This window comes from Arthrobacter sp. 7Tela_A1 (genome assembly GCF_049311065.1).
Classification (GTDB): domain Bacteria; phylum Actinomycetota; class Actinomycetes; order Actinomycetales; family Micrococcaceae; genus Arthrobacter_B.
Window position 1 is genome coordinate 54,312 of record NZ_JAXIOO010000017.1, and the last position, 13,078, is coordinate 67,389.

9 protein-coding genes are annotated in these 13,078 nt (G+C 66.0%); 1 reads left to right on the plus strand and 8 read right to left on the minus strand.

What is annotated here, in order from left to right; genetic code table 11:
* Positions 1-4: 4 nt before the first annotated feature.
* The 3 genes from TVB01_RS09235 to TVB01_RS09245 all read right to left on the minus strand — a co-directional run bounded on the left by TVB01_RS09235 (position 5) and on the right by TVB01_RS09245 (position 4,863).
* Positions 5-2,296: a ComEC/Rec2 family competence protein gene (locus TVB01_RS09235; RefSeq protein WP_422455608.1), complete on the minus strand. Its 2,292-nt coding sequence runs from the start codon at positions 2,294-2,296 to the stop codon at positions 5-7.
* Positions 2,297-2,756: 460 nt separating this feature from the next.
* The gene (locus tag TVB01_RS09240; RefSeq protein ID WP_422455600.1) at positions 2,757-3,638 is read right to left on the minus strand and encodes a helix-hairpin-helix domain-containing protein; all 882 of its coding nucleotides are present in this window, start codon (positions 3,636-3,638) and stop codon (positions 2,757-2,759) included.
* 142 nt (positions 3,639-3,780) lie between these two features.
* Positions 3,781-4,863, minus strand: a complete 1,083-nt coding sequence (locus TVB01_RS09245; protein WP_422455610.1) for a hypothetical protein — start codon at positions 4,861-4,863, stop codon at positions 3,781-3,783.
* Between the two features lie 79 nt (positions 4,864-4,942).
* On the opposite strand from TVB01_RS09245, the gene TVB01_RS09250 reads away from it, so the two are divergent.
* Positions 4,943-5,533 (plus strand): TetR/AcrR family transcriptional regulator, encoded by a 591-nt coding sequence (locus TVB01_RS09250; RefSeq protein ID WP_422455601.1) that lies wholly within the window; start codon positions 4,943-4,945, stop codon positions 5,531-5,533.
* A 12-nt stretch (positions 5,534-5,545) separates the two neighbouring features.
* On the opposite strand, the gene TVB01_RS09255 is transcribed toward TVB01_RS09250, so the two are convergent.
* From TVB01_RS09255 to TVB01_RS09275, 5 genes are all read right to left on the minus strand, one after another.
* Complete coding sequence (locus TVB01_RS09255; protein ID WP_422455602.1) at positions 5,546-6,622, minus strand: DegV family protein; 1,077 nt, start codon at positions 6,620-6,622, stop codon at positions 5,546-5,548.
* Positions 6,623-6,624: 2 nt separating this feature from the next.
* Positions 6,625-9,126, minus strand: coding sequence for a leucine--tRNA ligase (gene leuS, locus TVB01_RS09260; RefSeq protein ID WP_422455609.1), 2,502 nt, complete (start codon positions 9,124-9,126; stop codon positions 6,625-6,627).
* A 465-nt stretch (positions 9,127-9,591) separates the two neighbouring features.
* A complete protein-coding gene (locus TVB01_RS09265) occupies positions 9,592-10,557 on the minus strand; it encodes an SDR family oxidoreductase (RefSeq protein WP_422455603.1) in 966 nt (321 codons plus the stop codon).
* Positions 10,554-11,480: a bile acid:sodium symporter family protein gene (locus tag TVB01_RS09270; RefSeq protein ID WP_422455604.1), complete on the minus strand. Its 927-nt coding sequence runs from the start codon at positions 11,478-11,480 to the stop codon at positions 10,554-10,556. The genes TVB01_RS09265 and TVB01_RS09270 overlap by 4 nt, the downstream gene beginning before the upstream one ends.
* Positions 11,480-12,841, minus strand: coding sequence for a flavin-containing monooxygenase (locus TVB01_RS09275; RefSeq protein ID WP_422455605.1), 1,362 nt, complete (start codon positions 12,839-12,841; stop codon positions 11,480-11,482). The genes TVB01_RS09270 and TVB01_RS09275 overlap by 1 nt, the downstream gene beginning before the upstream one ends.
* Positions 12,842-13,078 lie beyond the last annotated feature (237 nt).

Sequence of the window (13,078 nt, forward strand, 5' to 3'; positions counted from 1 at the left end):
AACGTCAGTATCCAGAGCCCAGCTCACTGACCAGCAGTTTGCCGTCCTCAAGGTGCAGGAAGAAACTGCCCAGCAGATCCGTGCGGGCTATCCGGGCGCCCGCCAGCTCAAGGTTCTTCAGCGTTTCCGGGGCGGGATGGCCGTAGGTGTTCTCCCTCCCCACAGAGATGAGCGCCAGCAATGGCCTCAGTTCGGCCGGTAACACCGGGCCGGAGTTGCGTGCTCCGTGGTGCGCCACCTTGAGCACATGCACGGGTTCGGTTCTCAGTTCCGGACTGGTCCGCAGCATCTGCCGGGCAGCGTCTTCTTCAAGATCACCGGTAAAGAGCAGGTTGATTCCAGCAGCCCTGACCATAAGGACAGCGCTGGCATCGTTTTCGGTGAGTTCGGCCGGGCTTCCGGCTCCACCCCCTCCTGAACCGCCTGCAGGCGGCCAGAGCACATTCCAGCTCACTTCTCCGTGCTCGCCGCGCCCGCCCTTGGCCAGGCGGAGGGGACGGACACCGAACTCGCCGGCAAGTTCCGCGATTTCTGCCGGCAGACCGGGTTCTGCTGACGAGAAGGCCAGCGATTTCACGTCCCTGCCATCGTCCTCGGCCGCTGCTGCTCCGGCGTAGTGGTCGGCGTGGGCATGTGTAATGACCAGCAGCTCAATGGTCCGGATATCCAGTCTGTCCAAACACGCGTCCAGCGCCGGAGGGTCCGGCCCGGCGTCTATCACCAGTGCCGAGTGCTGCCCCGTTCGGACCGCCAGCGCATCTCCCTGTCCCACATCACATGCCGCAGCAATCCACTCCCGACGTGCGGTATCGGGTTGGGAGAAACGGAGCACCGACATGGCCAGAACCGCGGTGAGGACGATCCCTGCCAGTACCGCTCCGAACCGGAGGGCCAGCCGGGACCTTCGGGCGCCGGAAACTTTCCTCGCGGAACCGCTGCCCGGACGCTCTTCCCGGTGGCTGGACGCGGATTTGCCAACCGGGTCCTGCCGCGCGCGGCCCAGCCGTATGACGCAGAACGTGAGCAGTGCCGCTGCCCCCGCCATAGCTGCCGCACCGGCGGGACCGGGCAGCCAGGGAAGCAGCGCCCCTGGACTCCCGGCAAAGAAACGTGCAACCGCCGCAACCCATCCCGCTCCCGCACCAGCTGTCCACACCAGCGGCAGCGCCAGCCCGGGAAGGAGGTAAGCAACAACGACTGCGGCCATACCCAGGACCGTGACCAGCGGGACTGCGGGCGCCGCAGCCATATTGGCCGGCAGTGAGTAGACCGGCACCTGCGGCTGCAGCAGCACGAGCACCGGGGCACACGCGACTTGCGCCGCCAGCGGGATCGCGGCGAGCACCGCAACCGGGTGTGGCAGGAAGCGTCCCAAGGCTGCGGAGAAAACCGGTCCGAGAAGGATCAGTCCGGCGGTCGCGCAGACGGAGAGGATGAAGGCATAGCTGCCGCTAAGCCACGGATCCACCGCCAGCAGGATGGCGGCGCACAAACAGAGCAGCGAGGCCGGCATTCTTCCGCGTCCGCTGAGCACCGCGGCCGTTCCAATGGTTCCCATAACGGCTGCCCTGAGCACGCTGGCATCAGGGCGGACGATGAGGACAAACGCTGTTAGTGCGCCCAGCCCTGCAGCCGCTGCCCAGAATCTGGGCAGTTTCAGCATTCGAGCCAGCAGGAACACAAACGCGAGCAGATAACTGCAGTTGGCACCTGAGACGGCCGTGAGGTGAGTGAGCCCGGTGTCCTTCATGGCAGCAGCCAGGTCCTCTGGGAGGGCGCTTCTGTCCCCCAGCACCATGCCCGGCAGCAGTCCGGCGGCATCTGTTTCACCGAGGCGTGCCGCGTGCGTGGCAAAGTCGGTGCGCAGGCCGGAAGCAACTCCGAAGAGCCCGTGGGCTGGTGATACGTCAGGAGCCTGCCCCGCCCGCAGGACAGCGGCAGCCCGGTCTCCGGGACGCGCCGCCTGCAGCGGGCCCGAGGTGGTGAACGTGTCGCCGAGCCGAATCCCGGCGTAAGCGTCGCCGCCAATGACCAGGACGGGTGCCGCTGCGCCCGATTTCGTTCCGGCCCGGGTGAAACTCAACAGCATTCCCTCCACGAGATAGCGTGGTTTTCCGCTGAAGCGGTCGGGGGTGCCGGCCCGTGCATCGGAAAGCGCCCGGAACTCTCCGGAGATCACCGCTTCCCGGTCAATGGCATCGCCTACGGGTCCTGCCGTCCGTTCGATCAGGCTGGTCGCGGCGCTCATGGAGACCAGAACTGCCACGGCAACGGGAGGCAGCAGCATCGGCAGCATCCTCACTCCCCTGCTCCTGCGAGGTTCTTTCCCTGTGGCAGCGGCCGCATGCCGCGCGTGGAGAGCGGCAGCGGTCACCACCAGCAGCAGCGTCCCCGCTGCGACCACGGCGGGGAGAAGGAAAGATGCAGGTAACCGGATCGACACCGCTGCAGCCACCCACGCAGCTCCAGCCACGGGTACCAGCCGAAGTTCGGTCAACGGCGGCGGAACATACTCCTTCCGGCCACTGTTGCTGTCTCTGTCGCTGTCCTTGGCCCTGTCCCTGTCCCGAAAGACTGCTGCCACCAGTGATGGTGCTGCCTTGCCCCATGACTTTGCGCTGCCCGTACGGGCTCCCTCCGCAGGCTCCGGGAAAGAGACACCGCCGGCCTCCGGGGCACGGGGCCGGACCGCCGCCGTGATGTAGCGGGACCAAGGGCTGGGGCGGGTCATGGCCTGGCCGGGGAGGACACGGGGATTAGACCGTAACCAGTGGAAGGAGAGCGTTCAGCATTGCCTCCCCGATACCGGGAACGGCATCCAGGTCTTCTGGACGGGTAAATCTGCCGTGGTCTGTGCGCCATGCGACGATGCGGGCTGCCAGCACCGGTCCGACCCTGGGCAGTGTCTGCAGTTCAGCTTCCCCGGCAGTGTTGAGGTTGACCGCTCCTCCCTCGGCGCCCGCCCCGTCCGAAGGGCCGCCGGCCATCCCGCTGCCCGGACCAGCGACGGCTCCCGGCACTCCTGCTTCGGCGGCGGACGCGCCGGGTGCAGCACCTGCCGGGTCGCCCAGTACCGGCACCACCACCATGTTGCCGTCTTCGAGAGTGGCAGCGAGATTCACGAGCCTCAGGTCCGCCTCCGGGGTTGCGCCACCGGCTGCCTCAACAGCGTCGGCCACACGGCTGCCGGACCGAATCCTCACGATGCCGGGCGAGACCACCGAACCTGCAACGTGGACCACCAGATCGGCTCCGGCTTGTCCTGTGCCGGCGTTGCCGGCGGAGGGGTTGCTTCCCGGCATAACCTGGCCCGGAGGCTCTTCCGTAACTGTGGAAACGCCTGGCCCCGCGGCACCGTCCGGGCCGTCTCCGCCCGTCCCGGCTGTCTCCCCGCTGTCAGGAACATCGAGCTCTATGGAGACTGCTTCATGGGGTGTGTCGAGCACCAGCGGGAAAGCAACAGCTCCGGCCAACAGCAAGCAGACGGCAAGCACTGCAGCTCGAAACGGAAATCCCCACCGCCGGCGGCGCGGGTCTGCATTGACGTCATCGGTTCCTGCCGACGCCGCTTCCCTCCGCGCCGCAAGGCGGGACGTCAGGGTATCCGGGGGTTCAGTGTCCCAACGGTGTGCAGCCATGCGCCAAACCTATGGCCCGTCCGGCAACGGCCGGCAGGCCGCAGACCGTCGCTGTGGACCCCGCTGGCTGGCCGCTGCAGGCAAGTTCGGTGTGAAGGGTATGTCACTGGCTCCAGCACTAACGGCTTCGACTCCGGCCGGCCTATTTCAGTCGAAAGACCTCCACTATGTGTGGAGTATCGATCAGGGTGTGCGGAGCAAATGCGTGATAGGCCCATACATGCACCCACGCGTTGCCGGTCCGCAGCGTCAGGAAGCTCTTGAACATCCCCGGTCCGAGGTAGGTGAAGAGCAGGAAGACCACAGACAGGGTTGAACGCTCCAGCGAGCTGAATACTGCCCATGCATCCCAGAAATGGAGCCCGGCGTAGGTAACTCCTCCCAGCAGCACCGTGGCGGTGGCAGACCCGGTAAGGCGCAGGAAGCGCGGGATCAGGATGGCGTACACATAAATCATGGCGGGGAACACGGCCCCTGCCAGATAGAGGACGAACGTCAGGGCTGCACCGGGAACGAGCAGGTGCGGCGGCAGCCCAAGACTGGCCGGCTGGACGAAGACGACCTGGAAACAGAACTCCAGCGCCAGAACAACGCCGATAACCAGCAAGTCGTTCCTCGGCGCGGTTGACCGCAGCCCCAGGGCCATGGACGAGTAGCGGCGGCGGAACCAGAGCAGCGGGAGCACGGCGTAGACCAGCAGGTTGTACCCCGCCCACGTCAGCACCTCTCCGGGTGCAGGGAGGTCACGGGTGCCAAACAGGGTTCCCGCCAGGTGCAGTCCGAAAGGGTGCCAGCCGAGAGCGGTGGCCAGAAAATAACCGCCCATCATTCCCAAGACTCCGTAGCCGAGCAGCCCAAGTGTTTCGGCAAGGGCGCGGCGGTGTTCGGGAGCACGCCTGGACAGCAGCGGATCCGGCCGCCGCCGGGTCAGCAGGTACACCACACCCATGAGCAGCACGATTTGGGCCATGGCCAGGTTTATTTCGGCAAGGATTTCCAGCTTGGACAGCTCCGCGCGCGCAGGCCAGTCGAAGGGCAACCGGGAGCCAGGGGCCAGGCCAATCCACAGGTTCGCGGCAAGCCAGGCCGCGGCTGCCGTCCAAAGCCACGGCGTGCCGCGAGGCCGCGGCCGCTTTTTCTCTCCAAGAATCCGCTGTCCGCCGGTGGCTACTGTCGAATTCCCCGTGTCTGCAGGTGAGCCGTGGTTTTCCGTGCCGTCGTTCATCACTCCTCCAACCGGTAGCGAGGACTATCACAGCTGTGATATAAAACACAATCTAACACGGGTGTGCTATAAAAGCTCCATGCCTTTACTTGTTAATCGTGAGCAGCGGCGCGTGGAGCTGGCCCGGGCTGTCTGGCGGGTCATTCGGCGCGACGGCATAGAACGCGCCTCTGTCCGCGAAGTGGCGCGGGAAGCAGGGCTCTCCACCGGTTCCCTCCGGCATTACTTCAGCACCCAGTCCGAGCTGCTGGTCTTTGCCATGGGCCATGTGATGGAGCAGGTGGAAACCCGGGCATCAGCTGTTCAACGGCAGGACGACCTCTGGAGCACCGCCAGACTGGTGCTGGCGGAGCTTTTGCCCCTGGATGATGAACGCCGGGCGGAGAATGAGGTCTGGCTGGCCTTCACTGCCCGCGCCATGGTCGACCCCCACCTTGCGGCGCTTCGCAACGAAGCCTATGACCGGCTCCGCGATGCCTGTGTCCGGTGGATATCCCTTCTGCTGCCCGGTGCCGATGAGACCTCCCGCCAGAACGAATCCGAACGCCTCTTTGCCCTGATTGACGGTCTTGCCGTTCATGCCGCCATGCGTCCCGCAAGCGCCACCGCAGAGGTCCTGTCCGGCGTCCTCAACAGACACCTGGACCAGTTGGCGGCCCAACCCGCCTAGCTGGGCGATGTCCTAGTCGATGTCCGTTCCGATGCTTTCGCCGGCGTCAGCAGCGGGCCCGTAGGCTTGCTTCGGAACGTCACGCTCCGCCGGGGTCCCCGCGGCAGGAGCCGCAGCGCTGCCGTCCCCGGCACCGGTACCGGCGTCGTCCGGAACCTTAACAGCCGGAGCAATCGCCACAGCCAGAACGCCTAAACCGGCATGCGCGGCAAGCACTGCGGGCAGCGGGCAGAGCATCACTTCCGCTCCGGGCAGCTCACGGATCACAGCAGATGCCAGGCGTTCAGCCTCCGCCTCGTTGCCAAAATGGTGAACGGCAACGCGTACCGGACCGGAACGGCGGGACAGTTCCTCCCGGGAAAGTTCTTCCAGCCGGGCCAGGGCCTTCGGCGCGGTGCGGACCCGTTCCAGCGGAACCACCAGCCCGTCCCGGATCGCCAGGATCGGCTTGACGGCGAACAGGTTGCCCAACCAGCCGGCAGCGGCACCAAGGCGTCCGCCGCGGCGCAGCTGGTCGAGGCTGGGAACGTAGAAAAGTATGTGCGCAGCGACGGCACTGGCCCTGGCGGCGGCAACAACCTGCTCAGCGTCCTCGCCTGCGAGGGCCGCGGCCGCAGCCGCCTGCACCGCGAAGCCGAGGCCCATGGCGACCGACGCCGTATCAATCACATGGACGGGAACCGGGGAAGACCGCGCCGCCAGCCGGGCCGAATCCACCGTTCCGGACAGCCCCGAGGAAAGGTGGATCGAAACTACCGCTTCAAAGCCGGCGTCGGCGAGCTGGGCATATACAGCCTCGAACTGGCCCGGCGCCGGGCGGGAAGTACGTACGTCCTGACCCTGGGCCAGCGCGAGGGCAAGGGCACCGATCATCTTGTCGGTACCCTCGCCGTAGATCTGGTCACCGATCATCACCGGCATGGACACGACCCGGACCAGGCCACCCGCCCCCTCCGAGGCAACCCAGCCGTCAGGCAGGGAACAAGCCGAATCGGTGACGACGGCGACGCGCGGGCGGGGAGCTGGTTCAGCACCCCCGGCTGTCCGGGATTTGAACCACCGTCCGCGCATCGCCGCCCAGTCCATCATGGCTAGGCAGGCACGATGTTCACGAGCTTGGGTGCCTTCACGATGATGGTGCGGATGCCGGCGCCGTCGAGCGTCTTCTGCACCTGCTCCGAAGCCAGCGCCAGTTCACGCAGCGCGTCCTCGGTGATATCCGCCGGAACCTCCAGGCGGTCGCGGACCTTGCCCTTGACCTGGACGATCGCTGTGACGGTGTCCTGCACCAGCAGGGACTCATCAACCGACGGCCAGCCCGCATTGGCGACCGATGCCGGGTGGCCCAGTGCGTTCCACAGGTCCTCCGCCGTGTAGGGGGCGAAGAGGCTGAGGATCACAGCCACGGCTTCCGATGCTTCGCGGACCGCCGGGTCGGATGCACCGGCGCCGGAGTCGATGGTCTTGCGGGTCGCATTGACCAGTTCCATCAGCTTCGCGATGACGACGTTGAACTTGCCGGCCTCGAGCAGCTCGGTGGCGTCGGCAATGGTCCGGTGCGTGACCGAGCGCAGCTTCTTGTCACCGGCGGCGAAGTCCGCGCCCGGTTCGGAAGCAACGTCCTGGCCCAGGCGCCAGGCACGGGCCAGGAACTTGGCGGAGCCCGACGGCGAGACGTCCGCCCAGTCGACGTCGTCTTCCGGCGGGGAGGCAAAGATCATGGTCAGGCGCACGGCGTCGACACCGTACTTGTCCAGCTGCTCGCCCAGGTCAACACCGTTGCCCAGCGACTTGGACATGGCCTTGCCGCCGTTGAGCACCTGGCCCTGGTTCAGCAGTGCAGTGAACGGCTCATCGGCCTCGATCAGGCCCATGTCCTTCACCACCTTGGTGAAGAAGCGGGAGTAGAGCAGGTGGAGGATAGCGTGCTCGACGCCGCCCACGTACTGCCCCACCGGCATCCAGTTCCGGACAGCTTCGGGGTCGAACGGACCCTCGGTGAAGTGCGGGGAAACGAAGCGCATGAAGTACCAGGAGGAATCCACGAAGGTGTCCATGGTGTCGGTGTCGCGCTTGGCAGCGCCGCCGCAGGACGGGCAGGAAACGTTGACCCACTCTTCCACGGAGGCCAGCGGAGAGGTGCCCTTCGGAGCCAGTGCCTCACCCTTGAGCCCGGTGGGCAGGGTGACCGGCAGCTGGTCATCGGGAACCGGTACTTCGCCGCACTTTTCGCAGTGGATGATCGGGATCGGGGTGCCCCAGAAGCGCTGGCGGGAGAGCAGCCAGTCGCGCAGGCGGAAGTTCACGAACTTCTCGCCGGTGCCCTTTTCTTCCAGGATGCGGATTGCCGCGGGAATGGCTTCGGACTTCGGCAAGCCGTTCAGCTCACCGGAGTTCACCAGGGTGCCTTCGCCGGTGGTGGCGGTGCCGCTGACGGCGGGATCCTCTTCACCGGTGTCCAGGACCGCGCGGACGGGCAGGTCGAAGGTGCGGGCGAAGTCCAGGTCGCGCTGGTCGTGCGCGGGCACGGCCATGATCGCGCCGGTGCCGTAGTCGGCCAGCACGTAGTCGGCTGCCCAGACCGGCAGCTTTTCGCCGTTCAGCGGGTTGATCGCGTACCGGCCGGTGAAGACACCGGTCTTGGTGCGGTCCGTGGCCTGGCGTTCGATGTCGGAGAGCGCCTTGACGTCCTCGCGGTACTGCAGCAGCGCCTCGCGGTGCTCGTCGTCCACCAGGTCCAGGGCCAGCGGTGCGTCTGCTGCTACAACAAAGAACGTTGCCCCGTACAGGGTGTCCGGACGGGTGGTGAAGACGGTGACCCGCTCTTCCGGCTTGTTCCCGGCAGCCTCGATGGCGAACCGGACGTGGGCACCCTCGGAACGGCCGATCCAATTCTTCTGCATGGCCAGCACACGCTCAGGCCAGTGGCCCTTGAGCTGCTCCATGTCATCCAGCAGGCGGTCGGCGTAGTCGGTGATCTTGAAGTACCACTGGTTCAGGGCCTTCTTGGTGACCTGGGTGCCGCAGCGTTCGCAGGCGCCGTTGACGACCTGCTCGTTGGCCAGCACGGTCTGGTCCTTCGGGCACCAGTTGACCGGGGAGTTCTTGCGGTAGGCCAGGCCCCGGTCGTAGAAACGGGTGAACAGCCACTGGGTCCAGCGGTAGTACTCCGGGTCCGAAGTGTGCAGGCGGCGGGACCAGTCAACGCTGATCGCGTAGCGCTTGAAGGAGCCGGCCTGGGTGTCGATGTTGCGGTAGGTCCACTCGCTGGGATGCGCGTTGTGCTTGATCGCGGCGTTTTCCGCGGGCAGGCCAAAGGAGTCCCAGCCGATCGGGTGCAGCACGTCGAAGCCGAGCTGGCGCCAGTAGCGGGCAACCACGTCTCCCATGGCGAACGCTTCAGCGTGGCCCATGTGCAGGTCGCCGGACGGGTAGGGGAACATGTCCAGGACGTAGCGGCGTTCCTTCGATCCGTCGTCGGCCGGGGTGAAAACGCCAAGGTCGTCCCAGACAGCCGGCCACTTCTTCTCCATGGCCGCGAAACTGTATACGGCCTCTTCCGACTGGTCAGTCTGTGACTGCGTGCTCACTATGCTTCGCCTCTGTCCTCAAGAAAATCCTGGTGATCCGCGGACTCCGGCGTGCTGCCGGTTCCGCCCGCGCTGTTGACTCTTCCCCAGACACACAAAAGCCCCTCGTCAGATGCAAGGGGCTGCCGCGTTTGATACAAACGCGGCTATCTAAGGAGGAGCAATGCGGTCATTTCTCCACTTTACAACAGGCAGCGCCCGACGGCGGTGCCCGGGTTCAGGTGCGCCGTATTGTTGGGTGCCGCTAGTTGGGTGCGCCGTGGCCTGCACTGACGGGCCGGGCCGCAGACCTGGTACCCGGCGCCGGTACGGGTGCGGTGGGCGGCGGTCACCCTGACCTGTGTTCCCACGTCCTGGTACCAGGGTTACCCGTGTGACAACAGCAGTATCAGCAGTCACGCCGTCTGGGAACGCCGGCGCATTTCCGCCCAGCGACTCGCCCACCCGACGCTTCTCCGGCTTGCCCCATCAGCCCGATTTCGCCTCGGCCTCCCGCGCTTTCCGGAACTCGAGGAAGGCTTCCCGACTGGTGCGCGTGGGAGTGAAGCCGAACTCCTGTTTCAGAGCCGTGTTGTCCAGGACCGGACGGTAGCGCAGGAAGCGCAGCTGCTCCGGACCGTGCACCGTGAGTTTCAGCTTTTGCCCCGCCCAGAGACCGGCAGCGAGGAGCGGAGCGGGAACCGTCAGTGTCCGTTTGCCCATATGCAGGGCGATCTCGCGGACGGTGAGGGCGCCGTCGCCGGCCACGTTGAAGATCCCGCTGCGTCCGGTGATCACGGCCTGTGCCATGGCATCAGCGACGTCCTGGTCCCAGATAAAGACGAACGGCGAGTCGCTGCCGGCCACCCGCAGCAACCGGGGCGCATCGAACAGTGCCGTGATCTGGTTCCGCACCCGCTCCCCCAGGATCGTTCCGATCCGGAAGATGGTCTGCCGCAGTTCCGGGTGCTCAGTGCGCAGCCGAGCCAGTTCCTCTTCAACCAGGCGTTTGTGCCGGGAATAGGCAAACTCGTCATTGCCGCGCAGCGGGTGGGACTCGTTCAGCCACGGGGCGTTGTCTGCGTGGTAGCCGTAGGCGGCGCCGGAGGATGAAACGACCACATGCTTCACCCCGGCCGACAGGCAGGCAGCGAGGACGTTCTGCGATCCCTCCACGTCTACCCTGAACTCCTGCTCCTCAGTGGTGTCCCTTCCGGGATTGACGATGGCCGCTAGATGGACCACGGTTTCGATCCCGTGTTCCACGAGCAGCTGGGCGATGTCCGGGGAGCAGACGTCCGCCAGCGCGTACACCACGCCGTCAACCTTCCGGTCGGCCGAGGGCTCCCGGATATCCAGGCTCAGGACGTGGCTCACGGCAGGGTCTGCCGCCAGCCGGGATACGACGGCGCTGCCCAGGAAACCGTTGCCTCCGGTCACGCATACCCGGGTCACAGTGCGGCCTCCTGCGCCTTGGCGGCTTTCCGGACATCCCGCCGCCGCCACCACGCAGCCAGCGCCAAGCCCGCCAGGATGTCCCAGATCCCCCACCATGCGGCAACCATCGCCATGCCGCCCAGACCTGAGAAGAACGTCAAGGTGAGTCCGAGGCCCAGTCCGGTGTTACGGGCTCCGACTTCGAAGGTCACGGCCCGCCGGCTCGCTTCATCCAGCCGGACAGCCGCAGCCGCCCAGTAGCCCACGGCCAGCGCCACGGCATCGTGCAGGGCAACCACCAGGAAGATGGTGCCAAGGTGCTCGCGCAGGGGGCCGAGGTTACTGGCGGTTCCGGCAACAATAAAGGCGAGCAGTGCCACCAGCCCGATCCGCTGCACCCAGGGCCGCAGCCGGTCCGTGAGCTCGGGGAAACGCCGGGCCAGCGGCATGCCCAGCGCAAACGGAACACCGATAATCAGCAGGACCTGGACCAGCATTCCGCCGCGGTCCAGTGCGAAGTCCCGCATCAGGGAGTCCGTGGACGGGCTCAGCGCGGCCCAGAAGGCCACGTTGAGCGGCATCACGATGATCGCCACCAGGTTGGACACGGCGGTCATGGACGCGGACAGCGCCACATCGCCGTGCGCCCGGTGGGTCAGCACGTTCGAAATGCCGCCGGGCGGACAGCAGGCCACCAGGATCATCCCCAAGGCGATGGACGCTGGAACCTGCAGTGCCAGGGCAATGCAGACGGTCACCGCAGGCAAAAGCAGGTACTGGGCGGCAATGCCCAGCAGGATGGCCTTCGGACTCCGGGCCACTGTGCGGAAGTCGGCGGGACGGACCTCCAGGGCAATGCCCAGGATGATCACGGCCAGGACCACGTTCAGGATCACCAGGGAGCCGGGCGAAAAGTTCAGCACGACGTCGTCGATGGGCATTAGCTGTGTACCTCGGTCCGTGCGTCTTTGCGAGCGGGTTCGGCGGCCAGCCGGTTCAGGTGGGAAGCCAGTTCCGCCCGGTAGGCGTCCTTGTTGACGTAGTAGCTCATCCGGTCCAGCCCCAGGTATCGGTAGCCGCCGGTAACGTCCGGGGACTCGCCGGCAAGCAGTTCCTCAAACCTGCCGGCGCATGCGGGATCGTCCCGCTGCGCGGCGAGGTAGGCCGCGGCGAGCTCCGCCTGCCGGTATCTGCCTTCCCAACCCAAGCCGGAAGCTTCCACCATGCCGACCACCAGCAGGTTGTGTGCCTGCCGGCTGAAGATGTTCAGGTACAGCGACGGAGCAGCGCCGGTCCAGTCCAGCAGCTCCGGGCGCAGGTAGGGGTAGTCCAGCACATAGCCGGTTGAGCACAGGATCAGGTCGTACTCCCCCGAACTGCCGTCCCGGAAATGGACAGTGTGTCCCTCAAGTCGGTCAATGTCCGGCTTCACGGTGAGGTCGCCATGTCCCAAATGATGCAGGATCAGTGAGTTCACGACCGGATGGGACTCATAGATGCCGTAGTCCGGTTTGGGAAAGCCGAACCGCACCGGGTCGCCCGTAAACATCCGCAGCAGCCTCTTGTCGAGGAACTGCTTGAGCGGCCGGGGCAGCGGTTTGCCCTGGTTCAGTGTGTCCGTGGGCCGCCCGAAGACGTATTTGGGGACAAAGTAGTAGCCGCGCCGGACGCTGATGTCGACGGCGGCGGCATGGTGGACGGCATCGACGGCGATGTCGCAGCCACTGTTGCCGGCACCGACAATCAAGACCCGCTTGCCGCCGAATTCAGCGGCGGACTTGTAACTGGCCGCATGCCGTATGTCCCCCTCGAAGCTGCCCCGGAACTCCGGCAGGCTGGGAGTGTGGAGCGTCCCCGAGGCCGCAATCACCGCACTGAACCTTCCGCTGCCGCTTCCGCCGGGAGACTCCCACCGGACGGTCCAGCCGCCGTCGTCCGGCACCGCACTGGTGACCCGGGTGTTGAACCGGATCCGGGAGGTGAGCTCAAAATTCCGGGCATAGTCCCGGAAATAGCCCAGGAGGTGCCGGTGCCCCGGATAATCGGGGGTCCCGGCGGGCATGGGAAACTCGCTGAACTCGGTGGTGGTCTTCGAGGAGATCAGATGTGCCGATTCGTAGACCGTGCTGGCGGGATTCTCGATGTTCCACAATCCGCCGACGTCGGAATGTGCCTCGAATCCCACCACCTCCAGCCCCCGCCTGGACAGTGCCCTCATGGCCGCAAGGCCGCTCGGACCTGCACCAACAACGGCTACGGGTGCTTCCCCCCATACTGCGTCTGACTTTGATTCAAGAGACAAGTGCTACCCGCTTCTGTGATCTGCATCACCCTTGATGCTCAGGGAACGCTACCGAGCGGACGGGGACCGGTCAAACACAACACACCGTTAAGGCAGAACTGGGGGGGGCGGGGGGGGGGGGGGGCGGCGGCGGGGCGGCCCCCCCGGCGGCCGTGAAGCTGATCCTCTACCCGGGAAGCTCCCACTTCTTCGCCGATATCAGCTCTCCGGACTACGACGAAGACTATGCGCACGCCC

Coding starts and splice junctions, on each gene's coding strand:
- TVB01_RS09250 (WP_422455601.1), top strand. CDS start 4,943: ATGCCTTTACTTGTTAATCGTGAGCAGCGGCGCGTGGAGCTGGCCCGG.
- TVB01_RS09235 (WP_422455608.1), bottom strand. CDS start 2,296: ATGCTGCCGATGCTGCTGCCTCCCGTTGCCGTGGCAGTTCTGGTCTCC.
- TVB01_RS09270 (WP_422455604.1), bottom strand. CDS start 11,480: ATGCCCATCGACGACGTCGTGCTGAACTTTTCGCCCGGCTCCCTGGTG.
- TVB01_RS09240 (WP_422455600.1), bottom strand. CDS start 3,638: ATGGCTGCACACCGTTGGGACACTGAACCCCCGGATACCCTGACGTCC.
- TVB01_RS09255 (WP_422455602.1), bottom strand. CDS start 6,622: ATGATGGACTGGGCGGCGATGCGCGGACGGTGGTTCAAATCCCGGACA.
- TVB01_RS09245 (WP_422455610.1), bottom strand. CDS start 4,863: ATGAACGACGGCACGGAAAACCACGGCTCACCTGCAGACACGGGGAAT.